General features: G+C 66.9%; 24 protein-coding genes. 2 read left to right on the top strand and 22 right to left on the bottom strand.

Features of this window, described 5'->3' with window-relative positions; genetic code table 11:
* Positions 1-13: 13 nt before the first annotated feature.
* Entirely contained in the window at positions 14-1,123 is a 1,110-nt protein-coding gene (locus ACOGW9_RS04720; protein WP_419908865.1) for an alkaline phosphatase family protein, read from the bottom strand.
* A 115-nt stretch (positions 1,124-1,238) separates the two neighbouring features.
* Here ACOGW9_RS04720 and ACOGW9_RS04715 point away from each other — a divergent pair, with 115 nt between their 5' ends.
* The gene (locus ACOGW9_RS04715; RefSeq protein WP_419908863.1) at positions 1,239-1,685 is read left to right on the top strand and encodes an RrF2 family transcriptional regulator; all 447 of its coding nucleotides are present in this window, start codon (positions 1,239-1,241) and stop codon (positions 1,683-1,685) included.
* A gap of 13 nt (positions 1,686-1,698) precedes the next feature.
* On the opposite strand, the gene ACOGW9_RS04710 is transcribed toward ACOGW9_RS04715, so the two are convergent.
* From ACOGW9_RS04710 to ACOGW9_RS04700, 3 genes are read right to left on the bottom strand one after another with little or no spacing between them, the layout of a single operon-like run.
* Positions 1,699-2,649: an RluA family pseudouridine synthase gene (locus ACOGW9_RS04710; RefSeq protein WP_419908861.1), complete on the bottom strand. Its 951-nt coding sequence runs from the start codon at positions 2,647-2,649 to the stop codon at positions 1,699-1,701.
* A complete protein-coding gene (lspA, locus tag ACOGW9_RS04705) occupies positions 2,646-3,167 on the bottom strand; it encodes a signal peptidase II (RefSeq protein WP_419908859.1) in 522 nt (173 codons plus the stop codon). The genes ACOGW9_RS04710 and lspA overlap by 4 nt, the downstream gene beginning before the upstream one ends.
* A gap of 11 nt (positions 3,168-3,178) precedes the next feature.
* Positions 3,179-3,721, bottom strand: coding sequence for a TraR/DksA family transcriptional regulator (locus ACOGW9_RS04700; protein WP_419908857.1), 543 nt, complete (start codon positions 3,719-3,721; stop codon positions 3,179-3,181).
* Positions 3,722-3,938: 217 nt separating this feature from the next.
* Here ACOGW9_RS04700 and ileS point away from each other — a divergent pair, with 217 nt between their 5' ends.
* Positions 3,939-7,133 (top strand): isoleucine--tRNA ligase, encoded by a 3,195-nt coding sequence (ileS, locus tag ACOGW9_RS04695; RefSeq protein WP_419908855.1) that lies wholly within the window; start codon positions 3,939-3,941, stop codon positions 7,131-7,133.
* Here ileS and ACOGW9_RS04690 read toward each other — a convergent pair.
* From ACOGW9_RS04690 to ACOGW9_RS04605, 18 genes are all read right to left on the bottom strand, one after another.
* Positions 7,130-7,804 carry a hypothetical protein gene (locus ACOGW9_RS04690; RefSeq protein WP_419908853.1) on the bottom strand — a complete coding sequence of 225 codons (675 nt, stop codon included), beginning with the start codon at positions 7,802-7,804 and terminating at the stop codon, positions 7,130-7,132. The two genes, ileS and ACOGW9_RS04690, sit on opposite strands and share 4 nt — an antisense overlap.
* A gap of 47 nt (positions 7,805-7,851) precedes the next feature.
* A complete protein-coding gene (locus ACOGW9_RS04685; protein ID WP_419908851.1) occupies positions 7,852-8,121 on the bottom strand; it encodes a YggT family protein in 270 nt (89 codons plus the stop codon).
* A 46-nt stretch (positions 8,122-8,167) separates the two neighbouring features.
* Positions 8,168-8,644 (bottom strand): cell division protein SepF, encoded by a 477-nt coding sequence (locus tag ACOGW9_RS04680; RefSeq protein ID WP_419908850.1) that lies wholly within the window; start codon positions 8,642-8,644, stop codon positions 8,168-8,170.
* Positions 8,645-8,726: 82 nt separating this feature from the next.
* Positions 8,727-9,434: a YggS family pyridoxal phosphate-dependent enzyme gene (locus ACOGW9_RS04675; protein ID WP_419908848.1), complete on the bottom strand. Its 708-nt coding sequence runs from the start codon at positions 9,432-9,434 to the stop codon at positions 8,727-8,729.
* Entirely contained in the window at positions 9,403-10,089 is a 687-nt protein-coding gene (locus ACOGW9_RS04670; RefSeq protein WP_419908846.1) for a polyphenol oxidase family protein, read from the bottom strand. Before ACOGW9_RS04670 ends, ACOGW9_RS04675 begins: the two co-directional genes overlap by 32 nt.
* Before the next feature lie 117 nt (positions 10,090-10,206).
* A complete protein-coding gene (gene ftsZ / locus ACOGW9_RS04665; RefSeq protein WP_419908844.1) occupies positions 10,207-11,283 on the bottom strand; it encodes a cell division protein FtsZ in 1,077 nt (358 codons plus the stop codon).
* A gap of 135 nt (positions 11,284-11,418) precedes the next feature.
* Positions 11,419-12,174, bottom strand: a complete 756-nt coding sequence (locus ACOGW9_RS04660) for a cell division protein FtsQ/DivIB (protein WP_419908842.1) — start codon at positions 12,172-12,174, stop codon at positions 11,419-11,421.
* An 18-nt stretch (positions 12,175-12,192) separates the two neighbouring features.
* Positions 12,193-13,152, bottom strand: a complete 960-nt coding sequence (murB, locus tag ACOGW9_RS04655; protein WP_419908840.1) for a UDP-N-acetylmuramate dehydrogenase — start codon at positions 13,150-13,152, stop codon at positions 12,193-12,195.
* The gene (murC, locus tag ACOGW9_RS04650; RefSeq protein WP_419908838.1) at positions 13,142-14,521 is read right to left on the bottom strand and encodes a UDP-N-acetylmuramate--L-alanine ligase; all 1,380 of its coding nucleotides are present in this window, start codon (positions 14,519-14,521) and stop codon (positions 13,142-13,144) included. Before murC ends, murB begins: the two co-directional genes overlap by 11 nt.
* On the bottom strand, positions 14,518-15,678 hold the full coding sequence (locus ACOGW9_RS04645; RefSeq protein WP_419908836.1) for a UDP-N-acetylglucosamine--N-acetylmuramyl-(pentapeptide) pyrophosphoryl-undecaprenol N-acetylglucosamine transferase: 1,161 nt from the start codon (positions 15,676-15,678) through the stop codon (positions 14,518-14,520). The genes murC and ACOGW9_RS04645 overlap by 4 nt, the downstream gene beginning before the upstream one ends.
* A 21-nt stretch (positions 15,679-15,699) precedes the next feature.
* A complete protein-coding gene (ftsW, locus tag ACOGW9_RS04640; RefSeq protein ID WP_419908834.1) occupies positions 15,700-16,830 on the bottom strand; it encodes a putative lipid II flippase FtsW in 1,131 nt (376 codons plus the stop codon).
* Positions 16,827-18,254: a UDP-N-acetylmuramoyl-L-alanine--D-glutamate ligase gene (gene murD / locus ACOGW9_RS04635; protein ID WP_419908832.1), complete on the bottom strand. Its 1,428-nt coding sequence runs from the start codon at positions 18,252-18,254 to the stop codon at positions 16,827-16,829. Before murD ends, ftsW begins: the two co-directional genes overlap by 4 nt.
* Positions 18,251-19,303 (bottom strand): phospho-N-acetylmuramoyl-pentapeptide-transferase, encoded by a 1,053-nt coding sequence (gene mraY, locus ACOGW9_RS04630; protein ID WP_419908830.1) that lies wholly within the window; start codon positions 19,301-19,303, stop codon positions 18,251-18,253. Before mraY ends, murD begins: the two co-directional genes overlap by 4 nt.
* Positions 19,300-20,793: a UDP-N-acetylmuramoyl-L-alanyl-D-glutamate--2,6-diaminopimelate ligase gene (locus ACOGW9_RS04625; protein WP_419908828.1), complete on the bottom strand. Its 1,494-nt coding sequence runs from the start codon at positions 20,791-20,793 to the stop codon at positions 19,300-19,302. Before ACOGW9_RS04625 ends, mraY begins: the two co-directional genes overlap by 4 nt.
* Positions 20,786-22,735, bottom strand: a complete 1,950-nt coding sequence (locus ACOGW9_RS04620; RefSeq protein WP_419908826.1) for a peptidoglycan D,D-transpeptidase FtsI family protein — start codon at positions 22,733-22,735, stop codon at positions 20,786-20,788. Before ACOGW9_RS04620 ends, ACOGW9_RS04625 begins: the two co-directional genes overlap by 8 nt.
* Positions 22,719-23,177, bottom strand: a complete 459-nt coding sequence (locus tag ACOGW9_RS04615; protein ID WP_419908824.1) for a hypothetical protein — start codon at positions 23,175-23,177, stop codon at positions 22,719-22,721. The genes ACOGW9_RS04620 and ACOGW9_RS04615 overlap by 17 nt, the downstream gene beginning before the upstream one ends.
* 33 nt (positions 23,178-23,210) lie before the next feature.
* Entirely contained in the window at positions 23,211-24,167 is a 957-nt protein-coding gene (gene rsmH, locus ACOGW9_RS04610; RefSeq protein ID WP_419908822.1) for a 16S rRNA (cytosine(1402)-N(4))-methyltransferase RsmH, read from the bottom strand.
* Positions 24,164-24,610 carry a division/cell wall cluster transcriptional repressor MraZ gene (locus ACOGW9_RS04605; protein ID WP_419908820.1) on the bottom strand — a complete coding sequence of 149 codons (447 nt, stop codon included), beginning with the start codon at positions 24,608-24,610 and terminating at the stop codon, positions 24,164-24,166. Before ACOGW9_RS04605 ends, rsmH begins: the two co-directional genes overlap by 4 nt.
* Positions 24,611-24,679: the final 69 nt, after the last annotated feature.

Raw genomic sequence — 24,679 nt, 5'->3', positions numbered from 1 at the left:
GGCGGATCAACTGCTACAGCACGAGAAAAGGCACCAGCATTTCTTCCGCCGTCAGCCCGCCATGCCGGCCGATCAGCGGGTGATGCGGCACGTCCTCGTCGGGCATCGTGAAGGCAGTGAGCCCCCGCGGCACGAGCACCACATCGCCAAGCCGACCCAGGGCGGGCGCGGTGACGTGGCGACCCAGCCATCGCTCATCCAGCACCCGGGAGAGCGGAGCGATCTCCGCGGTCGACTCGTAGCGTCCGCAGGCGTCCAGCAGTTCGTCAGCGGCACCGGGACGTGCGCTCAGCCACAGCATCCGGGCCTCGCCCGACCAGCCGCTGGTGAGCGCCACGATGTCAGCATCAACCATGATGGGTGGCTCGATCACCTCAACGAGGCCGTGATCGGCAGTGACAGCCAGCGGTACATCGGCGGGCAGCACGTCACGCAGTGCGCTGGCGAGTTGCTCCACTCCGGCCAGCACAGCTCGATACTCAGGACCGATTCCGAACTCGTGGGCGATCTTGTCGAGATTGTCGTAGTAAGAAAAGACAAGGGGGTAGCGCTGATCAACTGCATCACGCACCGACTCAGCCAAGCCATTGGCATCGTTCCATCCCCAAAACGTCCCACCGCGCAGGTGCGCCGCAGTGAATCCGCTGTGGCGGAACTCCGAGCGCGTCACCACCGCAGCCGCGCGGCCGCAAAACGGCACGACGGGCTGTAGATCCGATGCAGGCACGGCGACGCGGGCGTCCTGGCCGCCCGCTCGCCAGCGCAGCGTGTTCAGCAATCCGAGCCGGGTCGGCAGCCGGTAGCCGACCAGGCCGTGTTCGCCGGGCGTTGCTCCCGTCGTGAGTGATGTCAGTGCCGTCGCGGTGGTGCTCGGCGCGACCGTGGTGACCGGAGCGCTGATGTCGCTGGCCGCGGCGAGCGTCGGGGCCAGCGTGCGATGGCGTCGCAGCTGGTGCCAGCCGAGCCCGTCGACGACGAACACGACCACCGTCGGCGCGCTCGCCAGTTCATCGTCAATGAGAGCGGAATCCATGCCGGCCAGGATTCCGGGTATCACCTCGGTGATGCAGCGGCCGCCGTAGCTGGGCAGCGTGCGCTCGAGCGCGAGTGGCTCGCCCTTCATGGGACGGACCCTAGAGGCCACGTCGTCAGGCGAGGTCGTGGTCCCAGCTCGGCGTGAGCGGAGCGGGCGGGAGCCGGAAACGAGTTCACGAGCGATGCAGGGCTACGCTGCCACCGTGGCAGTCTCGACGCGGGGAGACTACGCGAGCCGGGCGCTGCTGTCTCTGGTCCTCAATGACAACGGCAGGCCGACGTCAGTGCGCGACATCGCAGAGCGCACGGGCCTGCCCCAGCCGTACCTGGAGCAAATCCTGCTGGCGCTCAAGGGCGCCGGGCTGGTCCGATCCAAGCGAGGCGTCGGGGGCGGCTACGTCATGGCTCGGGATCCCGCCGAAGTGACCATTGGGATGATCGTCAGTGCCGTCGATGGCCCGATCGCTCTCGGCGACTTCGGCCAACCGCACCAAGACGGAGCCTGCGATCACGAGGGGCAGTGCGTGCTGCTGGCGATCTGGGACTCGGTAGGCCGCCGCATGCGCGCCGAGCTCGATTCCTACAGCCTCGCCGCCGTGGCCGAAGTGGCTCGCGGGCGGGCGCCGTGGCCCGGATCGCCACCCGAGTGAACAAGCGACGAGCTCAGCTGGTGATGAGCACTTGGGGGTCGGAGCCGAAGGCGCGCAATGCCCCGGCAAAGTCCTCCGGGATCGGTGCCACGAAGCTCATCTCGGTGCCCTCGGATGGATGCCGAAACTCCAGCTCGTACGCGTGCAGCAGCGGTCGTCCGATGCCGAATGGATCCGCGACGCCGTAGGTGAGATCGCCGAGCAGTGGCAGGCCGATGCTGGCGAGATGCACTCGGATCTGATGGGTTCGCCCGGTCTCCAGCCGGCAGCGCAGCAACAACGTCTCCGTGGGGTGCGTGAACGCCTCGACGACGCGGTAGTGAGTCAGCGCCGGCCGGCCATCGGCCCGGATGGCCATCCTCGTTCGGTTGGCCGGGTCGCGGCCGATCGGAGCGTCAATCGTGCCGGTCGGCGAGGAGGCGACGCCACGAGCGAGGGCCGCATAGACCCGACGAACGAGACGCCTCGAAAGCTGGCTGGCAAGGCTCTCGTAGGCCTCCGCGCTGCGGGCGCAGACCAGGACACCGCTCGTTCCGCGATCAAGCCGGTGCACGATGCCGCCCCTTCCGGGTTCGCCTAGGTGGGCCATCTCGGGATAGCGGGACCAGAGTGCGTCGGCCAAGGTGCCATGCGGATGACCTGATCCCGGATGGGTCACGACGCCGGACGGCTTGTTCACCACCACGACCTCGCGGTCGACGTGGAGGACATCAAGAGAGACCTCGCCAGGCGCTCGAACAGCCTGCATCTGGGAGGCATGGCTTGCGACAAGTTCGATCACCGTTCCCGGATGCAGACGCTGCGAGCCAGCGAGGGCACGTTCGCCGTCGACGATCACACTCCCTTCCGACACCATGCGCGCCGTCACCGAACGGGACTCCCCCGTCAGCAACGACAGCGCCCGATCGAGCCGTTCGCCGCCGAGGGATTCCGGGGTCTCTATGCGGCGGTGCGGTTCTGTCACTCGGATGTTCCTTGCGCAGCCACCCGACCGCGTCGCTCGCTCAAGTACAGATGCACCAACACGACGGCAAGCCCCATGGTGATGGAGGCGTCAGCGAGGTTGAAGATCGGCCACCACTGCAGATCGACGAAATCAACGACGGCACCCCGTCCCCAGCCCGCACCGCGAAACACCCGGTCGGCAAGATTTCCCAGAGCGCCGCCGATGATTGCCCCAAGGCCGAGCGCACCCCAAACACCCCCGACGCGCCGCCGTGACGACCACAGGATTGCCACGATCACGATCGCCACCAATGCCAGCACGGGACCCAAGCCACGGCCCGCCGAGAACGCGAACCCCGTGTTGTGCGCGAGCCGCAGGCGCAGCGTCCACACCAGATCGATGATCCGATCGTCGAGAGCTGTGACAGCCCACGCCTTCGTTACTTGATCTGCAGCGAGAACCGTTGCGCAGATCGCGGCAATGCAGCGGCTGTGTGCCAAGCGTTTACGTGCTCCAGCAGATTGTTCAGCGGACACCCATGAACAAGCTAGGGCCGGCGCCATGCCGGTCCGCTGCTCTTCACCTCCACTCGCATGGACGCATGCGGGATGGCTTCGAGGCGCTCCTTCGGAATCGGCTTGCCCGAGACGACACAGATCCCGTAGGTGCCGTTGTCGATGCGGGCGAGAGCAGCATCGATCTCGGCAATTTCCTCTCGCTCGCGCGCCGAGATCTGCAACGCCCTCTCGCGCTCGACAGCGATGGAGTCCCCTTCCCCGGACTCCTCGTCGAACTGCACGTCGCCCGGTTCGCGCTCACTGACGAGCTGCTCGGCCTCGGCCTCATAGCGTTCGGCATGCTCGGTGTAGCGGCGACGTTCGGCGAGCAACGCCTGCCGCTGCTTGTCGAGGAATGCTTCGCCGAAGCGCTGCTTGGCACCGCGCTTGCGAGGCGCAGACTTCTTTGCCGGAGCCTTGCGGGATGCACCCGATTTCTTGGCGCTGGCACCGGACTTCTTTGCCGCGGCTGTGCGAGCCGACGATTTCTTCGCGACGGATTTGCGGGCGGAAGCCTTCTTTGGTGTCGCCATGGCCCCTCCCCCCGGTTCAGCGAAGCGGCAGTCTAGGTCTCCGCCTTCGCCGGATGCGCGGATGAGCGGGCCGCTTGAGCCCCGGGACACAGCCTGCGGGGTGCGGTCGGCAGAGTAGCGGCCCGTCGATGTCGGTGCCGTGGGGATACCCTCACCGGATCGTGAGCCGACCCGCACCGTCGGGAGGCATGAACGGGCCCTGCAGGAGGCGCGGGTGATGGAAGAGCCGAGCGACAGCGTGTACCCGCGCGTCCGGGCACAGGCGAACTTCCCCCAGATCGAAGAACGGGTTCTGGCGCGCTGGCACGACGAGGGGACCTTCGAGGCTTCGGTCGCGAACCGGCCCGCTGATGACGAATTCGTCTTCTATGACGGTCCGCCGTTCGCGAACGGCCTGCCCCACCACGGCCATCTGCTGACGGGATATGTCAAGGATGTCGTCCCCCGGTATCAAACGATGCGGGGCCATCGTGTCAACCGGAGATTCGGCTGGGATTGTCACGGATTGCCTGCTGAGATGGAGACCGAGCGTGAGCTCGGCGTCAGCGGAAGGGCGGCCATTACGGAGTACGGCATCGAGCGCTTCAACGCCCGATGTCGCGACTCGGTGCTGCGGTACACGGCGGAGTGGCGCAAGACCGTCACTCGCCAAGCTCGATGGGTCGACTTCGACAACGACTACAAGACGATGGATCTGCCCTACATGGAATCGGTCATGTGGGCGTTCAAGCAGCTGTGGGATCAGGATCTCGTCTACCAGGCGTTCCGGGTCATGCCCTACTCGTGGGGCGCAGAGACCCCGCTGTCCAACTTCGAGATCAGGCTCGACGATGCCACGAGACCGCGCCAGGATCCCGCGATCACGGTCTGGTTCGAACTTGCCGGCACAGATGAACCCCCCGGCTCCGGCGACGCTGCCAGCACAGCCAGATCAGACGGGCCGCTGCGGCTGCTCGCATGGACGACAACACCGTGGACGCTGCCGTCCAATCTCGCCATCGCCGTCGGTGAGGAGATCTCCTATGCAGTGGTGGAGTCCGACGCGCTCGGTGCTGGCCGTTACGTACTCGCATCAGACTGCCTCGAGCAGTACGAGTCGGATCTCGAGCCCTGCACCGTCATCGGCACGATGAGCGGCGCTGAGCTCGCAGGCCGCCGTTACCTGCCGATGTTCGATTTCTTCGGTCACCGCACCGAAGCGTTCAGGGTGCTCGCCGGTGATTTCGTGGACACATCTGAAGGCACCGGCGTGGTTCACCTGGCGCCCGGTTTCGGCGAGGAAGACCAGTCCCTCTGCGAAGCTCACGGCATCGAGATCGGCGATGCCGTGCCGGTTGACGACCGAGGTTGCTTCACCCAACCGGTAACGCCGTGGACCGACCTCAACGTATTCGAGGCAAACCCCGAGATCATCGCGGAGCTGAAGCAACGCAGCAGGGTGCTGCGCCACGACAGCTACGAGCACAACTACCCGCACTGCTGGCGCACCGACACGCCGATCATCTACAAGGCCATCAGCTCGTGGTACGTGAAGGTCACCGAGATCTCCGGTCTGTTGGCCGAGACCAACCAGCAGATCAACTGGGTGCCCAGCCATGTACGCGATGGCCGGTTCGGCCAATGGCTGGCAGGTGCCCGTGACTGGTCCATCAGTCGCAACCGATTCTGGGGTTCTCCCATCCCGATCTGGATGAGTGACGATCCTGACTACCCCCGGATCGATGTCTACGGCAGTCTCGATGAGCTCGAGGCGGACTTCGGAGTGCGCCCGACGGATCTGCACCGGCCGTTCATCGACGAGCTGACACGCCCCAACCCGGATGACCCCACGGGACGATCGACCATGCGGCGTGTGCCGGAGGTGCTCGACTGCTGGTTCGAGTCGGGATCCATGCCTTTCGCTCAGGTGCACTACCCGTTCGAGAACAAGGAGTGGTTCGAGAAGAACTTCCCGGCCGATTTCATCGTGGAGTACATCAACCAAACCCGCGGCTGGTTCTACACGCTCCACGTTCTGGCGGGGGCACTGTTCTCCCAGCCGGCGTTCCAGAACGTGATCTGCCATGGCGTTCTGCTTGCCGCCGACGGCAACAAGCTGTCCAAACGGCTCCGGAACTACACCGAGCCCACCGACATCTTCGCCAATCAGGGATCCGATGCACTGCGGTGGTACCTCATGGCGACGAACATCGTCCGGGGTGGCGATACGCGCATTTCCGACGACGGCATCGACGATGTCGCCAGGCAAGTGCTGATCCCCATCTGGAACGCGTACTCGTTCTTCACGCTGTACGCCAACGTAGACGGGTACCGGGCCCAGTTCCGCACGGATTCCGGCGATGTGCTCGACCGCTACCTGCTGGCCAAGACCCGGGTGACGCTGGAGTCTGTCACGGCAAGCCTCGACGCGTACGACCTGCCCGGCGCCGCCGCGGAACTTCACGCATTCATAGATGCCCTGAACAACTGGTACATCCGTCGTAGCCGGGAACGCTTCTGGGGGGATTCGAACACCGGCGCGCTTGGGGGGGGCCATCGGGGCGGTGAAGGCGACGCTTTCGACACGCTGTACACGGTGCTGCGAACATTCGTGGCGATGGCGGCACCGCTGCTGCCGATGATCGCCGAGGAGATCTACCGGGGGCTGACCGGCGGGGACAGCGTCCACCTGAGCGATTGGCCCGATCCCAGGCAACTGCCGGCCGATCCGGAGCTGGTTCGCAACATGGACGCCGTGCGAGCGGCGGCCTCCGCAGCCCTGAGAGTGCGCGAGGACGCCGGCTTGCGGGTTCGGCTGCCGTTGCGGCGAGTCACCGTGGCAGGCGCGGGTGCAGAACGGCTGGAGCCGTTCGCAGGCCTGCTGGCTTCCGAGATCAATGTCGCCGAGGTGGTGCTGAGCGACGAGCTCGGCGACGCCGCGACACATGTGCTGCGTCCGAACGGTTCGGTGCTGGGGCCGCGGCTCGGCTCGGCCGCGCAAGGAGTCTTCGCTGCGGCCCGGTCGGGTGACTGGCACGTCACCTCCGAGGGCGGCATCGTTGCAGGCGGCCACGAGCTGCACGAGGGCGACTACCAGCTCGCTCTGCAACCCGCCGATGCGAGCACGACGTCGGTGCTCGAGGCTCAACAACTCGTGGTGATACTGGACACCACGGTGACGCCGGAGTTGGAGGCCGAAGGTGCTGCCCGGGATCTGATCCGCAGCGTTCAGCAGAAGCGCAAAGACCGCGACCTCGATGTCACAGACCGCATCAGTCTGCGAGTGCGATGGAGCCCTGCCGACTTGGGAGCCGTCCGCCAGCATGAATCGCTCATTGCCGCAGCCGTGCTCGCGACGGAGGTCGAGTGGCTCGAAGGCGGCGAGGAGCCCCAGATTGAATTTGACGTGACTGCGGACTCGGTCGGGCGCTAAGCCGAGAGCGGTTCCTTGCGGACGAGTGCGTCCAAGAAGGGGTCGTCCAGCTCCTCCAGCGTGAGCGGGGGTGCGTCCGAGGAGATCTCAACCGCAGCATCGTCAGACTCATCTGCATCGAGATCACTGTCCTCATCGGTCCCGGTATCTCGGATGGCCTCGTAGGCGGAGTCGACTCGTTCAGCGGATCCTGAGGTCATGGGCGCAACGATGGCGGGCATGGCTGCAGATTCCGGGGCAGAACGCACCGGCACGGCAGCGGGTTCGGTGCCAGGCAGCGCGTCGTCGACGGATTCCGCGTCGGCCAGAGGCGCAGGAGCTTCGTTGACTGCCACGTCGTAGCCGGCGTCGGTCAACGTCCGGGAGATCTCAGAGGTGACGAGTTTCGAGAGCGATTCGATCAGATCGTCAGTTGCCGACTTGAACGCGTCGTCGAGGGCCTGACTGCCGGCCGCCTGCAGTGCCGCGAGCGCCTCGGCGATCTGAGCAACGGTGTCGGGTGAAAGCTGGACCTCGACAGGCTGATCGGCACTGCCTGCTTCCACGCTGGACATGCGCGTGTCGATCTCTGCAACGCGCGCGGCAAGGGCCGCAACCTGGTCTCCGAGGGTTTCGAGCAGCCCTGAGCCTTGCGGATCGGCTGATTCATCGTGGGGAGTTGGGCTCGCCATGGCGCGGAATGTACCAGCGGACCAGCTTCCCGGCAGGATCGCGTGCCCTAGCGCCCGCAGCCCAGCAAGTAACCCGCGACCAGTACCTGCAGGGCAATGATCAGCACGATCGGCGAGAGGTCAAGCGCGACCCGGCCCATTCGCACCGCAGGCAGCGCCCGCCGCAGCGGACCCATCACCGGCTCGGTGATCCGGACCAGCCATGTCCGCACCACCGTGACCGGGCTGTCAGGCGACAGTGGGATCCAACTGAAGAGAACCCGAGCGAAGACTGCAAAGGTGTAGATCGACGTGAGCGAGCACAGCAGGCTTCTCATGGCTCACCGCAACTACTCGTGCCGGGGCATTCGGGGAGCAAAGGTCTCAGTGGCCGTCACCCTGTGCAGGCATCGCCTCATGACCACTGCCGCTGACCACGACATTGGCAGGCACCAGCATGTACACAGCGTTCGCGACCTTGCGCATCTCGCCATCACGGGCGTAACACAGGCCGCTGGCAAAGTCCAGCAATCGCCGGGCCGTGTCTCGATCGAGCCCTTGCAGATTCAGGATGATCGGCTGGTCGCGCTTGAAACGATCCCCGATCTGCTGTGCGTCGTCGAACATCCGGGGCATGAGCACAAAGGGCTGCGCCGGTGTTGTCGCGACACGACGGACCGCCGTCGAAGGCGACTGGGGGGTCGCCGGTCTCGCCGTCGTCGTGGTCGGGCGTTCGACCACCGTGACTCCGCTCTGGCCGGCCGGGTCGCTCACCGCATCGGCGATCGGGAGTTCGCCTGGCATAGCGCGCTCGGCCGGTAGCGCGTAGCTGTCATCGGGCCCGAGGCCCAGATAACTCATCGCCTGTTTCATGAACGACGCCATGCCGATCCTCTGAAGGGGAACTCTCGGTTGCCAAGGGTACCGATACGCAAAGATAGGTTCAGTCACCCCGTGATGAGGTGATGCGGGGCGGACGCTCACCGAACAGGGCCGTCCCAAGGCGTACCATCGTCGATCCGGCCCGCACCGCGTGCTCGAGATCCGCGCTCATCCCAATGCAGCGATGCTCGAGATCGTGGCGGTCTGCGAAGCGGACCACCTCAGCGAATGCCGTCTCGATCTCGCCAGGAGAAGCCTGCGGGCCGATCGCCATACAGCCGCGTACCTCGAGGCCCATATCCCTGGCTTGCTCGATCAGGTCCGGTGCATCGTCCAGACCACAACCGCCTTGGGTCGATGCGCCGCTCACATCGAGTTGCACCAGGATCGCGGCGCCCGGAGTGTGGCGTGCGATCTCGCGCACGAGCCGCATCCGGTCCACGCTCTGCCAGAGGTCCACAAGACCCGCAAGCTGCCGGATCTTGTTCGATTGCAGGCGCCCGATGAAATGCACATCGAGACGATCCCGAACTTCCGGATGGAGTTGATCCAACTTGGCGCTCAGCTCTTGGGCGTAGTTCTCCCCGATCATCGTCAAGCCCGTCGTTGCGGCAGCTTCCAGCGCGGAGGCATCGAAGCCTTTGGTGACCGCCACAATGCCGATCCTCGCGGGATCGCCGCCGGCGTCGACGATCCGCTGACGTACTCGGTCCGCGCCGCGAACAACGACATCGGGGTCAATCACCGTCCCTGCCTGCGCTCTGATCATGTTCAAGGCAAACGAGCAGTGCCGTGCGACCCTGCTCGGCCCTGGCTCGGTGCGAGAAGTAACGAGTGTCCGAAGCCGTGCACCGTCCCAATTCGGTGTCGATGACCGCTCCGCCGCGGCGCAGCGCCAGCCGCATCCCTTCAGCGAGATCAAGCGAAGGCGTGTCCCACGCTGTCGTGGCCACGACGCTCGGGCCCCCCCACGTTTTGGCTCGGGCGAGGTCGACAGCTCCGAACTCATAGTGCGACGAGCAGATATGGGGACCGACAACTGCCCGAATGTGGCCTATGCCGTGATTTGCCAGCTCGGCAAGAGTTGCTTCGACGACACCGGCGAGCAAGCCTCGCCAGCCGGCGTGAACGGCTGCCACGGCACTGCGGCCGCTCGAGTCGTGCCCGTACAGCGCCACCGGCACGCAGTCGGCCGTGCGCACGGCGAGTGTGGCCCCGGCGGTTGTCGTCCACGCGGCATCGGCACAAGTGCCGGAGCGGTCTCCAGGTTGATCGACCCGTACGACGTCAGGACCGTGCACTTGGCGCAGCACTGTCATCGGTGCGCCGGAGCATCCGTCGACGGGCGCACAATCGCCGTCGCTGCGTTCGGAGAAGCTGACGCGTGCCGTGCGGCTCCCGGCGCGGCGACGCAACGTCAACATGGCAGCACTGCTGATGACGGTCCCAGCAGCGCAGCGTCGCGCTGTGCTCGTACAGGCTGATGAGTCGGCGCCGTCTGGGCGGATCGGCTCACGATGACCGATAAGCCGGCCGAAGCCTCACCGCAGGAAGCTGGGAACGTCGAATGACTCGTCGTCGTCAAGATCGCCGAACGGGTCGGATAGCTCGTCACCGTCGTCCGTACCGGCGAAGTCGCCGAGCGCTGCGCTGGCCGACGATCGCGGCGCCGTATACCGATCGAACCCCGCGGCGATGACCGTGACACGGATTTCTTCGCCCAGCGAGTCGTCGATCACTGTGCCGAAGATGATGTTGGCCTCGGCGTGCGCGACCTCCCGGATGACCTCTGCAGCCTCGTTGACTTCGAACAGCCCCAGCTCAGGTCCTGCCGCGATGTTCAGCAGGATGCCGCGTGCACCGTCGATGGATTCCTCGAGCAGCGAGGAAGACACGGCCTGCCGTGCCGCGTTCTTCGAACGGTTCTCGCCGTGCGCACGCCCGATGCCCATCAGTGCCGTGCCGGCATTGGACATGATTGCCTTCACATCTGCGAAGTCGGTGTTGATGAGGCCCGGCGTCGTGATCAGGCCGGAGATGCCGGAGACGCCTTCACGCAGCACGTCGTCGGCCATCCTGAACGCGTCGATGATCGACGTGTGCTCGCTCGCCACTGTCAGGAGCCGATCGTTGGGGATGACGATGAGCGTGTCGACGCGCTCCTTCAGCCGTTCGATGCCCTGCTCGGCCTGGATCTGCCGACGCTTGCCCTCGAACGCGAAGGGGCGGGTGACCACGCCGATGGTGAGCGCGCCGACCTCCTTGGAGATCTCAGCGACTACGGGCGCACCGCCAGTTCCCGTGCCACCGCCCTCGCCAGCGGTAATGAACACCATGTCTGCGCCCTGCAGTGCCTCGGCGATCTCGTCGCGGTGTTCCTCGGCCGCCCTCGTACCGATCTCGGGATCGCTCCCGGCTCCGAGCCCGCGGGTCAACTGACGTCCGATGTCCAGCTTGACGTCGGCATCGCTCAACAGCAGTGCCTGGGCGTCGGTGTTGACCGCGATGAACTCGACACCGCCAAGTCCGACATCGATCATCCGGTTGACGGCGTTCGAGCCGCCGCCGCCGACGCCTACCACCTTGATGACTGCCACGTAGTTCTGTGGTGAGGCCACGGGGCTCCTCGCGTTCGTCGACCGGCCACGTCTCGACAACGCCGCAGCCAGCACTTCCTAGGGAAATTAGCGCAAAGCACGACGGTACTGATGCCGCTGTGGTTCGGCAACACCGGACTCAGAACATGATGAGGGTTATCGATCTTCTGCGCGAACGACCGGCAGATGCGGAACAGACACGTCGAGAATTGCGCCCGAAGGTGCGAGGTCGCTGACCACCGCCGCAATTGCCGCCGTCTTCGCCCCGATCGCCGAGTCGTCACCGAGTGCCGCTTCAAACACGGCGCCGTCTGGCTGCCGGCTGATGCGTGCTCGCACGTCGCCTCTCCTGTCACGCCACACTGCGGCAACCGCGAAGCCCGGCTGTCCGTCGGCCGTATCGAGCACATCCAGCAATGCACCAGCTTCTGGGGCCAGGTAGCGGCCTGGCGCGGGCGCGGCAGAGATGCCGGACAAGCGTGGCAGTGACGGCGGGGATGCCAGCGCTGTGGTGAGCACACGTCCCTCAGAGTCGACAAGCACCCAGCTGTCGGGGGCAATGAGTGCAAGGGCCGCAGGGACGCGTTCGACGATGTCGATTTCCACGGTCCTCGGCCAGTGCCGCCCTATCTCAGCAGTACGGACCCAGGGCAGCTCGGAGAGAGCTTCCCGAGCGCCGTCGGCGTCGAGCGTTCCCATGAAGTCACCAGGCCTGATGCCTGCGGCGCGGTAGGCCTCGTCGTAGCTCACCCGGTGCAGACCGCCGAAGTCGACCCGCTCCACATCGAACGCGCCGGCGACGATAGCAATTACACCGCTCAGCAACAGCAGTACGACCGATACCGCCGAGATCACCCACTGATGCACGTGACCGCTCGACTGCGCTCGTGTATCGCCAGACTCCCTCGACACGGCCTCCACCGACACGGCTCAAGCCGGAGTCGGCGAGTCCTCGAAGCCCACCATGCGGACCTCGGGCTGCAGCACGACCCCGGAGTGCTCCGTGACGCGGCGACGGATTTCCTCCATCAGCGCGACCACATCGGCTGCGGTGCCTCCCGGGTCGGACACGATGAAGTTCGCGTGCACACGGGATACCTCGGCGCTGCCTATGCGCAATCCACGCAGTCCCGCCTGGTCAATCTGCGCGCCCGCAGACTCGGAGGGCGGGTTCATGAATACCGAGCCGGCGTTCTGCCCTCCTGGTTGATTCTCGCGGCGCCAGCGGACAATCTCCGCGATCCGGTCCATCGCGACGCGGGGGGAGGTGGGCTGTCCTTGCAGCCGGGCGCGCAGCACCACGTCGCTGTCGGTCAGACCGCTGCGGCGGTAGTCCAAGGCCAACGAATCAACCTGATGGCTGACGATACGGGGAGGCGCGTCCCAGCCGTTGAGATCCACTATGCCAGCATCCAGCAAGCATGACGCCATGTCGCTGCCGTGACCTCCTGCATTCATGCGCACGGCGCCGCCCACGGAGCCCGGCACGCCGACAGCCCACTCGAGCCCGCCGATGCCGGCGCTCGCGCACTGGCGTGCCAGCACAGGCAGCGCCACTGAGGCACCTGCAGTGACGGTGGCATCGGTTTGATCGATCTCGATCTCGCCGTGTGCCTCGCCGAGAAACAGCGCAATGCCCTCGAACCCGCGATCCGCGACCAGCAGGTTGGAGCCGCGTCCGATCACCATGACGCCCAGGCCCGATGCCTTCCTAGCCGTGCGAACGCGTTGCAGATCAGCCGGGCTGTTCGCTTCGAACGCCACTGCGGCGGGGCCACCCACCCGGGAGGTCGTCAGGGCGCCGAGCGGCGCGTCGATCCGCGCTCGAGGTCCCAGCACGGACGCAGCCGTTGAGACTGCCTCAGGATCGGACCATCGATCAGGAGACATGCAGGAGTTCGTCCGCCAGCGTCGTGAGATCGCCCGCTCCCAGCGTCAGGCAGACATCGCCCGATCGCAGGTGCCCGCGCAAGTACGACCGCAGCTCTGCTCGGCCCGGCAGGTAGGCCACTGAGGCGTATGGATGTGCATCGAGCACCGCTCCGAGCACGAGTTCCGTGGAGACCCCAGGACGGGGCACTTCGCCTGCCGGGTAGATGTCGGTCAGCACCAGCTGATCGGCGCCGGCAAACGAGTCCTCGAAGTCTTGCCACAGCGAAGCGAGGCGCGAGTAGCGATGCGGCTGGAATACCGCCACGATGCGTTGCCATCCTCCGCCACGGGCCGCGGCGATTGCGGCCGCCACCTCGGTCGGCAGGTGCGCATAGTCGTCGATGAACGAGATGCCGTCACGCTCGCCGCGGCGTTCGAACCTGCGTGCAACCCCGGCGAAGCGTCCCAGCGCTTCGATCATGGGCTGGGCTGCGGCACCGAGTTCGAGTGCCACGGCGAGCGCTCCGGCGGCGTTCGCCACATTGTGCAGGCCTGGCAGGGGCAGCTCGCATGTGCCGATCGAGGTGCTCCCCCGGATCAACTCGAATCCTGCGCCGGCACGTTCCGTGTGTGCACCGACTATTCGATAGTCCGCATGCGGCGAGATGCCATAGGTCACGCAGCCGCCGATACGGCCAGCCAAAGCGGCCGACTCGCGATCGTCGGCACACAGCACTCGCGGTCCGGTGGTGGCCGTGCAGAACTGCTCGAAAGCTCCGACGAGGGCATCGAAGTCGCCGTAGTGCTCGAGATGATCGGGCTCGACATTGGTGACCAGCACTGCGTCGGCACCCAATTCCAGAAATGTCCCGTCGGATTCGTCGGCTTCGACGACGAACCACTCTCCCGCGCTGTCCCAGACGGCTCCCGAGCCGATCTCGTTCAGCTCGCCGCCGACCAGGAACGAGGGATGCTCCCCGGCGGCGACGAGGCACAGCGACAGCATCGACGAGGTGGTCGTCTTGCCGTGGGTTCCCCCGACCGCCAGCGTTCGCTTGCGCCGGCAGATCAGGCTGAGCAGATCTGCCCGGCTCAGCACCGGTATTCCCTGGTCTCGGGCTTCGACCAGCTCGGGATTGCTGGGCGGCACCGCACTTGAATGCGCCACGATCTCTGCATCGCCGACGTTGGCTGGGTCATGGCCGATCGCGGTGCGTGCGCCCTGGGCGGCGAGGCGGGTCATTCCCGGCCCTGGCCGCAGGTCGCTGCCACTCAGGATGTGCCCCATCTCTGCGAGCACCAAGCCGATGGCGTTCATACCCGAGCCCCCGGCGCCGACGAGATGGATCCTGCGGGATTCGCCGAGGTCGGTCGCGGGATCCGTCATGTTGCACGCTCGGTGGGCCGCGCAACCCCTTCGGGAACGGCGGCGCTGTGCTGGATGACGAGACGGGCAACCCGTTGGGCTGAGTCAGCGCGACCGAAGGTCGCGCCGCTCCCGGTCGACGGGACTGTCCGGTCTGCCTGCATAGACATCGCGTCGATCTCAGCGAGCAGTCGCTCTGCGTCGAGATCGGCATCGGGTACCACGCGTGCCTGACCAGCCGATACCAGCGCTTCGGCATTGAGCCGCTGGTGATCGTCAGTGGCGATAGGCAGCGGCACGAGTACCGCCGGGGTGCCGAGCACCGACAGCTCTGCCACCGTCGAAGCACCGGCGCGGCAGATCACCAGGTCCGCTGCCGCCAGCGCCATCGGAAGGTGCTCGTCGAATGGAACCGCGCAGTACCAGTCGCGCACCTTCGCGGCGCTGTCTCTCCGAGCGGGCGCTAGCGGGCGGTCCTCCCAATCCCTGCGGCCGACGACGTGGTACACGAACACTCCGTCGCGCTCCTGCAGCGACGGAAGGGCCGACCACAGGGCGTTGTTGATGCGCCGCGAGCCAAGCGAACCGCCGAAGACCGCAACCGACGTCGCCTCAGCCGGCCAGCCAAGGCGTTCGCGCGCGTCGCTCGCTTCGCGCGCCGCCTGGGTGACCTCCGGCCGCACCGGATTGCCGGTCACCACCTCTCGCTGCAGTCCGGTGCCATGCGCCGGCACGGCAGCAGCGCGCGCGAATCGGCCGACCAGACGGTTGGTGGCTGAGGCGACGGCATTCTGTTCAGCGATCACCAGCGGCACTCGCCAGAACACCGCGCCCACTGTCGCCGGCAGAGCGGCGTAGCCGCCGAGCGACAGCACCGCTGCGGGACGTCGTTTGCGTACCAGCGCGATACCCCGCAGCGCCGCCCACGCCAGACTCACCGCTGCTGCTGCATTGGTGAGGTTGACCCTTCTCGCCGTGAGACCCCGTCCGCTGAGGGTGGTCAGGCCGAAGCCTGCAGCGGGAACCAACTGCGCGTCCATGCCACGCTTGCTGCCGACGAAGTGGATCTCCTCTGCCGGCCAGCCGTCCTCGGTGAGCGCGTCCGCTACAGCCAAGCCCGGAATGAGATGGCCGGCGGTCCCCCCACCGGCGATGAGGACGCTCGCCGCACCGGGCATTCGGGCTCGCGCCGCCACGACTCAGCCGGACCGCCGTGTCACGTTCAGGAGCAGTCCAGCGGCGGCGGATGTCACGACAAGCGAGGAGCCGCCAAAGGACAGGAACGGCAGGGGCACTCCGGTCACCGGTAGCAATCCAACCACACCGCCGACGTTGACCAGCGTCTGCAGCACAAACCAGATCGCAATCCCTGACGCCAGCAATGAGCCGAACAAGTCCGGTGCCTTCTGGGAGGTCCGGAAGCCACCGATGCCGACGACGCCAAGCAGCGTCAGGAGTCCCAGTGCACCGATCAGCCCCATCTCCTCCCCCACGATCACGAAGATAAAGTCGGTCGGTGCATTCGGCACCCATCCCCACTTGGCTTGGCCAGCGCCGAGCCCGGTGCCGCGCACCCCGCCCTGCGCCAAGCCCACCAGGCTCTGGAACGTCTGGTAACCGCTGTCCGCGCGCTCCGCGATCGGATCCAAGAAGCCGGTCAAGCGCTCGCGCCGGTACGGAGCCGCATACGCCAGCAAGGGAGCCGCAACGCCGACCATCAGCACGATCTTGGTGAGATCGCGGCCTGGCAGGCCTGCGACGAAGAGCATGCCTGCTCCTATGCCGGCGAGGATCAGCGTGGTGCCGAGGTCGGGCTGCAGCAGTACGAGCGAGCAGACGACCGTCAGCATCAGCATCGTTGGACGCAGGATCCGGTCCGGTCGGTGGATCTGGTCTTTGCGTGCGTCGAGGAACGAGGCCAGCGCGACGACCAGAGCGAGTTTGGCGATCTCTGAGGGCTGAAGGCCGAACGGTCCCAGTTCGAGCCATCGACGTGCCCCGCCCGAGCGAGTTCCGATGGCCAGCACGGCGATCAACAGGATGACACTGGCCGCCGCCAATCCCGGCGCGAACCGGCGCCAATGGCGGTAGTCGATGCCCAGAGTGATCAAGAGCACGCCGACGGCGACGCCGACTGACCACAGATGACGGGTGAAGTACCGCAGCGGATGCTCGGACGTATCGACCCCCGTCGCCGAGGTGGCGGACAGCACCAGCACGACGCCGGTGAGCAGCAGCAGAAACACTGCCGACAGGAGTGCGGCGTAACGCACCGAGGGGCCTGATTGAGCCCGTCCCGGCGGCGTGCGCGGAGTCTCCAGCTTGCTCATCGTCTGTCCGCAATCGCAAAACGTGAGCGCACGCGTTCGGCAAGATCGGCCACGGCGGTCGCGAAGTGCTCGCCCCGCTCGGCGTAGCTGGAGTACCAGTCGAACGAAGCGCACCCGGGCGACAGCACGACATCGCGGCCGGGCTGCGCCATCCGGTGGGCGGCCTCCACGGCTTCGCGCATCGAATCGGCACTCGCGAGTTCGATCCGGCCACATGCAGGCTGGCTGAAGCAGTCGACCACCTCGCCGGCGGTTTCGCCGATCGCCACGACACCATGAACATGTCCAGCAACGGCGGCAAGGTCCCCGAGATCGAGGCCTTTGTTGCGGCCGCCCGCGATCAGCACAGCATCGGAGAAGCCCCGCAGTGCTGCCACCGTCGCGTGCGGCGCCGTCGCCTTGCTGTCGTTGTAGAAGCTCACGTCGCCGACGCTCCCGGCGAACGCGAGCCGGTGAGGCAGGCCGTCGAACGAACGCAACTCTGTTGCCACCGCTTCGGCGGATGCACCCATCTCCAGCGCGACCGCTGTTGCAGCGGCAGCATTCGACAAATCATGGGGACGCCGCCGGGGCAAGTCCGCCACCGCCGCGATCCTGTCGCCATGTGCAACCAAGATGCCGCGCACATAGTGCACATCGCAAGGCGCGTTGAGCTGCTGAGGCGTCGCAAAAGTCACACGCCGTGAACGGATCCCGGATGTCCACGGCTCGATATCGGTGTCGCCAAACGGAACCACCGCGACATCGTCGGGACCCTGCGCCGCCCAGATCCGGGCTTTGGAAGCGGCGTAGTCACGCAGGTCGGCATGCCAGTCGAGATGATCGGGTGCCAGATTCAGCCACGCGGCAACTGCAGGAGCAAATCTGCGCGCCCGGTGCAGCCTGAACGACGATGACTCCACGACAAACGTGGAGACGTCCCTGTCGAGCGCGTCCACTAGGGCGATGTCGGTGTTGCCTGCGCCAATGGCAGTGATGCCGCTGCGGTTCAGCATGCGCTCCGTGAGCGTCGTCACGGTCGTTTTGCCGTTGGTGCCCGTAATCGCTGCGAGGGGTCGACTATCCCACTGCGCTGCGAGGTCCAGCTCGCTCACTACCGGGACGCCAGCCGCCGTTGCCAACGTGTAGCTGAGGTGCCGCGGCGGCACTCCCGGTGCTGGCACGACAGCCGCTGCGTCCGAGAGCAGGTTGCGGAGCAGGCCCGCGTCGGTGGAGTCGTGAATCTCGCCGAATTCAGCATCGGCTCCGGCGAGTCTGCGCACCGCATCGCCGGGTCGGTCGTCGGCCGCGATTACCTCGTGACCGCGCGCTGCGAGCGCGGCAGCCACTGCGCACCCTGTGACGCCCATGCCCACGACGACGACCGGCCCGTCGGTGGGCGTCACGTCACCGGATGTCCCCTCATGCGCGGCTAAAGCGCTCATAGCGAACCTGCCGGGATCTCGACGAGGTTCAAACTCAGAAAATCCGCGTAGTACATACCCAACGCCAGCGCGACGAGCAGGCTGTTCACCACCCAGAGTCGGATGAGCACAGTGGTCTCCGGCCACCCGCCCAGTTCGAAGTGATGGTGGACCGGGGCCATCCGGAACAGACGGCGACCGAAGAGCCGGAACGAGCCGACCTGGATGATTACCGACGCAGTCTCAATGACATACAGGCCGCCGATGACGGGGAGCAGGAGATCGACATGCAGCAGCATCGCGAGCCCGGCCATCGCGGTGCCGATCGCCAGCGAGCCGGTGTCGCCCATGAAGATCCGCGCCGGCGGTGCGTTCCACCACAGAAACCCCGCACAAGCGCCGGCCATGGCAGCGGCGACGATGGCGAGATCCAACGGGTGCTTGACGTCGTAGGAGATGGGGTGACGGAAGGCCCAGTAGCCGACCACGACGAATGCCGCGAATGCGACTGAGGCTGCGCCGGCGGCAAGGCCGTCGAGGCCGTCTGTCAGGTTCACCGCGTTGGACGTGCCGAGCACGATGATGACCGCCCACAGCATCCATACGACGGCGGGAATACGCAGCGAGTTGCCCCCGAGCCGGGTGAACCCGATTGCGGTATCGAGGTTCACCCACCACACCGACGCGGCAGCGAAACCGATGCCCACCGCAATCAGCCCGATCAGCTTGGCTCGCTTGTTGAGGCCGAGGTTGCGCTCGCGACTTACCTTGATCCAGTCGTCGGCCAAGCCGACGAGGCCTGCACCACATACGGCTGCGAGCAGAGCGACGCCCGACCGTGTGATGACGGTTTCGGCGCGCAGGTGACTGACGACGTACCCCACGACGGCCGCGGTGACCACCGCAACGCCACCCATCGTCGGCGTGCCCGCCTTGGTGATGTGACCTCGGGGACCGTCGAGGCGGATGGGCTGGCCGACACCGCGCGCTTGCAGCCAGGGAATGAGGTAGCGAGTCCCCATGAGCGACACGAACATCGCTGAACTGGCAGCGATGAGGAGCGCGATCATCGCTGTGCACTCCTGCGCCTGCGCAGGTGCCCCGCAGCGACGACGGCGTCATCGAACGGCACCGAATGCCCTGCGCTCACCTGCGCCGTCTCATGGCCCTTGCCGGCCACTACGACTACGTCACCGGCCTGAGCGTTCCCGACGGCGTATGAGATAGCGCTCGACCTGTCCAACTCGACGTGCAAGCTGTCGCCGGCATCGTGCCGGCCGGCCACGCCTGCGGCGATGTCGGCCGCTATCTGGGCGGGATCCTCGCTGCGAGGGTTATCGGAGGTGAGCACGAGCACATCGGCGTGGCGGTCTGCCGCAGCGCCCATGAGCGCCCGCTTCGACTGATCCCGGTCGCCGCCCGCGCCGAACACCGCCCAAAGACGGCCGTCTGCGGCGCCGAGCTCACGTGCGCTGGCCAGCGCGGCGCCGAGCGCGTCTGGTTTGTGGGCGTAGTCGACCAAGACCCTGATGTCGTCCTCGGGGCCGCTGACCGGCCACAGACGTCCTCGCACCGGTGGCACCGCCGCTATCGCTCCGGCAATCGCGTCATCGTCGTATCCGAGAGCGCTGGCCGTTGCTGCTGCTGCCGCCACGTTCGCGGCATTGAATCGGCCCAGCAGGTCGCAGTGCACTGGCCGGCCGCGCCATCGGCCGCTCAGCCCGTCTGGGGTCACGACGACATCGTCGAAGTCGGAGGGCTGCCATTCGGCTACATCGGCCGTTGTGCCGGCCGCCATCGATGCCAGTCGGCGACCCCACGCATCGGCAACGTTCAGCACCGCGATGTCGCTGCGGCCATCGAAGAGACGCGCTTTAGCGTTGAAATAGTCCTCCATGGTCCCGTGGTAGTCGAGATGCTCGTGGCCCAGGTTGGTGAACACACCAGCCGCAAATCTGGCGCCGTCGACCCTGCCTTGGGCGAGCGCGTGGGACGACACCTCCAGCAGCACTATCTCGACGCCGGCATCGGCAGCGTGGCTGAGACGCCGGCACAGGTCGGGTGCCTCGGGCGTGGTGTGCGTGCCGTCGAGCGTGCCCATGACCTCACAAGTGGTACCGCATGCACGTGCGATGGCAGCGATTGCGTGCGTCACCGTGGTCTTGCCCGCAGTGCCGGTGACCCCCACCACCCGGCAGCGGCGCCACGGATGGCTCCACACCGCAGCCGACGCCGGCCCCAGTGCCGCTCGAACGTCGGGCACCACGATCTGGGGCACATCGACATCGAGGATCTGCGACACCAGCAGCGCTGCAGCACCGCCGCTCAGCGCCTCGGCGGCGAAACGGTGGCCGTCGTGGCGCTGCCCGACGACGCAGCCGAACAGTGCCCCGGGTGTCACCGAGCGGCTGTCGTGGGCGATGCCGCGCACGGGCGTCGAGCGGCCCGCCGCTTGGTCGCCTTGCTGGCCCGAAGGCACTACGCAAGTACCGCCGACCGCCGCAGCCAATTTCTCCAGCGATATCGGCTTCGCCGGCGTGCTGCTGCGCTGCTCAGACATCTGGCGACACTTGGAGCATCCGCAGTGCGTATTCGGCGACTTCCGCGAATACCGGCGCGGCCACGATGGCGGCCCGGTACTCGTCGGGCTCGTCGAGCACGACCACCACGGTGAGCTCGGGACGGTCGGCGGGGAGGAAGCCGGCGAAGGAGCTGGTGTAGGCGTCGGCGGAATAGCCGCCGTCAGGACTGGGTTTCTGCGCAGTGCCGGTCTTGCCCGCCACCTGGTAGCCGTCGATGGCGGCTCGCTTGCCGGTGCCCGAGCGAACGACGTCGGCCAGGATTGCCTGCATCTGGTGAGCGGTCTGCTCAGACAGCACCCGGTGTGTCGGAACCGGGTCGGCAGGCCGCAGTGCGCCATTGCTGCCCACGCTGCCCAGAACGAGGCGAGGCGCGACGTACACGCCGTCATTGGCGATTGCGTTATAGGCAGCGGTGAGCTGGATCGCGGTCATGGCGATGCCTTGGCCGAACGCGATCGTGGCGAGGTCCGTGCCACGCCATTGGTTCGCAGCACGCAGAATGCCGCGGCTCTCACCGGGCAGTGCGGGGGCTTCGTCGGCGCCGGTCAGGCGGCCGAAGCCGAACGATCGCAGCGAGCGCTGCAGCTCGGAGGCACCGATCCGCTCGGCGAGCTTGATCGTGCCGATGTTCGAGGAATGAACGAGGATCTCCGAGGTAGTCATCTGGTCGCTGGGCTTGGAATAGGGCTCGATGAACTCCTTGTCGGCGAAGGTGTACCTGGCTGGCGTGGAGTGCATCTCGGACGGCGTGGTGAGCCCGGCTTCCAGTGCCGTGGCGATGGTGAAACTCTTCGCCACCGATCCCGGTTCGAAGGCGTCGGTGTACGCGGGGTTGTAGGCCACCGGCCTGACCTCCCCGGTTTCGGGGTCGCGCGCGACCGCCGCCAACGCCAGCACGTCGCCGGTGTCGGACTGCATCACCACCACCATGCCGCCCTTGGCGCTGGTGGCCCCAACCGCCTCGCTCACAGATCGCTCGGCAACCCACTGCATTTGAGTGTGCAGCGTCAGCACCACATCGTCGCCATGGCTGACAGGCTCGAACAGCTCAGTCCCCGTCGGCAGCGGCATGCCGCTCTGGGCGATCCGGGCCACCTCACGGCCGTCGGTGCCGCCGAGCACCTCGGCGAACTGCTTCTCGGCGCCGCCCAGCGGGTTCTGGTCGATGTCGGTGGCGCCGAGCAGGCCGCGGGCGAAGTCGTCGCCGTTGGGCCGCAGCCGCGACGACTCCCCGCGTACGCCTACACCGGCAAGCTGAAGCTCCTGCACCGCCAGTCCGTCTTCGGGGCTCACTTGGCGCGCCACGTACACAAAATGCCGGTCGCTCGCGAGCCGTTCGGCGATGACGTCGGAGTCAACATCCAGCACCGACGCCAATATGGCAGCCGTCTGGTACGGGTCGGTGACCTGACGGGGGTCGGCCCAGATCGTGGGCAGGTTGTCCGACACAGCGAGCAGGTTCAGGTTTCGGTCGAGGATCGCCCCGCGCACCGATTCGAGCTCCCACTGTGCCGTGCCCTGACGGTCGCCCAGGGCGGCGTAGGTCTCGCGGTCGAGTACCTGTACCTGCACCAGGCGAGCGCCGAGGGTGGCCAGTGCCACGGCCGACGCGATGATCAGCAGCGCCGCCCGCCGGCGCGGCGGCCCAGCGCGAGCCGTGCGCCGGCGAGGACTCCGCTCGGTCTGCTCTGCCGTGCCTTCTCGCTTGGACTCGCCACGTGACCCGTTCGCTCCCGCTGCGGGGTGCCAGCGGCGCGTGGCCGCCGGATCTGACCGCCAGGTCGCCGGCGCGCCCGTCGCCGAGGCCGAGTGCGCTGCCGGCCGACGCAGCCCCGGCGGAGCACCCCTCGAGGGGTGCCACGGCGTGGCCGTTGGGCTCAGCTTCCTGCGCTGCTCGGCGTGCTCAAGAACGTCGGTCATGCGCTGTGGACGCGTCGGTCAGCAGCGTCTTAATCGAGAGCCAGTCTCCGCCTTCATGGACGCTTCGCTGCGGCGGGTCGACGGCGGCGATATGACGCGGCTCGATCCGCACATCGATCGGGTCTGTCGCGTTCACCAGCCCGAGCGCTCCTACGCCCATCAATTCGATCTCCGCGGGACCGTGCAGGATCTGCAGCTCGTAGCGAAGGTCGATCAGCTGCTCCCGCTGCGTCGCGATCTCCGATTCGAGCTCCGACAGCCGGTACTGCCCCGCTGCGAGCACCGAATGGAACACCGCCAGCCCGGCCAGCACCGCGATGGCAGCCGCCGCCAGCAGAGCGGTGATGCCCACCAGGCGTAGCCCCGCAGCGCGGCGCGCTGGCGACTGCACCCCTCGGGGCACCGCTTCCGCGGCGGGGAAGTGGGCAGTTGCGAGGGCCATGGGACGATGCTCGGCCTTCTCGAGGGGGCCGGATCAGCGAAGGGCCGGCTCGAGGCGCTCCGCCGCGCGCATCACGGCGCTGGCGGCGCGCGGGTTTTGCTCGACCTCGGCGGCGCCGGGTCGCGTCACCTTGCGGCGCAGCAGGCGTACCGCAGGCGCAGCTCCGCAGATGCACGGCAGCGTCGATGGGCACTCGCACACGCCGTCAGCAGCTTCTCGCAGAATGATCTTCACAATGCTGTCTTCTCCTGAGTGATAGGCGAGCGTTGCCAGGCGCCCGCGTGGCCGCAGGCGCGCGAGCGCCGCTCGCATTGCTGGTTCGATGAGGTTCAGTTCGTCGTTCACTTCGATGCGGATCGCCGCGAACGTGCGCATCGCCGGATGGCGCCGGGCACGGCGAGCAGCGGCCGGCACAGCGGCCTTGACAGTGTCGGCCAGCTCGCGGGTGGTGTGCAGCGGCCGGGCCGCCACGATGGCGACGGCGATGCGGTGGGCGTAGCGCTCGCCGGCATGGCGCTTCAGCAGATCGCGCAGCTCGGCAAGCTCGTAGGTGTTCACCACGAAGCCCGCGTCGGGCCCCGAGCGGGCATCCATGCGCATGTCCAGCGGAGCGTCGTGGCGATGCGAGAAACCGCGCTCGCCGGAGTCAAGCTGACGGCTGCTGACGCCGAAGTCGAACAGCACGCCGGCAATCGGGCCCGCGCCGGCCGTGTCCACCAGCTCGCCGAGGAGGTCGAAGCGCTCGCAGCGAAACGTGACACGGTCGCCGAAGGGTGCCAGGCGTTCCTGTGCGGCGGCAATTGCCTCCGGGTCGCGGTCGATGCCGAGCAGGCGCCGCTCGGGATGCTGGCGCAGCAGCATCTCCGCATGGCCACCGCCCCCCAGGGTCGCGTCCACGAACCATCCCCCGCCGACGGGCGCGAACACCTCGGCGATCTCGTCGACCATGACGGGCTCGTGGAACGACCTCGCACCGGCAGTCACGGTCATGCCTGCTCCGGCGCTTCGTCGCCGCTCTCGGGTGCCGCCAGCAGCGATTCGCCTTGGGCGTTCATGTCCTGCCAGCGGCCGGCATCCCAGATCTCCACCTCGTCGATGGCGCCGATCACCACACACTCCCGTTGAAGGCCCGCGAACCGGCGCAGCTCCTCGGGAACCGCTATGCGGCCCTGCTTGTCGGGCATCACCCGGGCGGCGCCCGCTCCGAATGCGCGCTTGGCTGCACGCCCGGGCGGCCCGCCCGACTGCGACCGCTGCGACATCTGGCCCGCGATGTCGCCGAACCGCTCCGGCGTCATGAGCGCCAGGCAGCCCTCGCTGTGTTTGGTGAGGAAGCCGGATGGCTCGAAAGCGCTGCGGAAGCTCGCAGGGAGCACGATGCGGCCCTTGGCATCGAGCGCATGCTCGTGCTGGCCGACAAACAGACTCTCCACCGCAGGTCCCTCCGCAGCGATTGAACAGGCTCAGTGGGCAATCGTCCCGCTCTGAACCACTTCGTACCA

Source organism: Candidatus Poriferisodalis sp., from assembly GCF_965203655.1.
In the GTDB taxonomy this organism is placed as follows: domain Bacteria; phylum Actinomycetota; class Acidimicrobiia; order Acidimicrobiales; family Poriferisodalaceae; genus Poriferisodalis.
Note: the sequence above shows the minus strand (reverse complement) of the source record. Positions and strands in the feature narration are given on the sequence as shown.

What these genes read in the sequence shown, in the direction of transcription:
- ACOGW9_RS04720 (WP_419908865.1), bottom strand. Translation starts at nt 1,123, where the DNA reads ATGAAGGGCGAGCCACTCGCGCTCGAGCGCACGCTGCCCAGCTACGGC.
- ACOGW9_RS04700 (WP_419908857.1), bottom strand. Translation starts at nt 3,721, where the DNA reads ATGGCGACACCAAAGAAGGCTTCCGCCCGCAAATCCGTCGCGAAGAAA.
- ileS (WP_419908855.1), top strand. Translation starts at nt 3,939, where the DNA reads ATGGAAGAGCCGAGCGACAGCGTGTACCCGCGCGTCCGGGCACAGGCG.
- ACOGW9_RS04690 (WP_419908853.1), bottom strand. Translation starts at nt 7,804, where the DNA reads ATGGCGAGCCCAACTCCCCACGATGAATCAGCCGATCCGCAAGGCTCA.
- ACOGW9_RS04685 (WP_419908851.1), bottom strand. Translation starts at nt 8,121, where the DNA reads ATGAGAAGCCTGCTGTGCTCGCTCACGTCGATCTACACCTTTGCAGTC.
- ACOGW9_RS04680 (WP_419908850.1), bottom strand. Translation starts at nt 8,644, where the DNA reads ATGAGTTATCTGGGCCTCGGGCCCGATGACAGCTACGCGCTACCGGCC.
- ACOGW9_RS04675 (WP_419908848.1), bottom strand. Translation starts at nt 9,434, where the DNA reads ATGATCAGAGCGCAGGCAGGGACGGTGATTGACCCCGATGTCGTTGTT.
- ACOGW9_RS04670 (WP_419908846.1), bottom strand. Translation starts at nt 10,089, where the DNA reads ATGTTGACGTTGCGTCGCCGCGCCGGGAGCCGCACGGCACGCGTCAGC.
- murB (WP_419908840.1), bottom strand. Translation starts at nt 13,152, where the DNA reads ATGTCTCCTGATCGATGGTCCGATCCTGAGGCAGTCTCAACGGCTGCG.
- murC (WP_419908838.1), bottom strand. Translation starts at nt 14,521, where the DNA reads ATGACGGATCCCGCGACCGACCTCGGCGAATCCCGCAGGATCCATCTC.
- ACOGW9_RS04645 (WP_419908836.1), bottom strand. Translation starts at nt 15,678, where the DNA reads ATGCCCGGTGCGGCGAGCGTCCTCATCGCCGGTGGGGGGACCGCCGGC.
- ftsW (WP_419908834.1), bottom strand. Translation starts at nt 16,830, where the DNA reads ATGAGCAAGCTGGAGACTCCGCGCACGCCGCCGGGACGGGCTCAATCA.
- murD (WP_419908832.1), bottom strand. Translation starts at nt 18,254, where the DNA reads ATGAGCGCTTTAGCCGCGCATGAGGGGACATCCGGTGACGTGACGCCC.
- mraY (WP_419908830.1), bottom strand. Translation starts at nt 19,303, where the DNA reads ATGATCGCGCTCCTCATCGCTGCCAGTTCAGCGATGTTCGTGTCGCTC.
- ACOGW9_RS04625 (WP_419908828.1), bottom strand. Translation starts at nt 20,793, where the DNA reads ATGTCTGAGCAGCGCAGCAGCACGCCGGCGAAGCCGATATCGCTGGAG.
- ACOGW9_RS04620 (WP_419908826.1), bottom strand. Translation starts at nt 22,735, where the DNA reads ATGACCGACGTTCTTGAGCACGCCGAGCAGCGCAGGAAGCTGAGCCCA.
- ACOGW9_RS04615 (WP_419908824.1), bottom strand. Translation starts at nt 23,177, where the DNA reads ATGGCCCTCGCAACTGCCCACTTCCCCGCCGCGGAAGCGGTGCCCCGA.
- rsmH (WP_419908822.1), bottom strand. Translation starts at nt 24,167, where the DNA reads ATGACCGTGACTGCCGGTGCGAGGTCGTTCCACGAGCCCGTCATGGTC.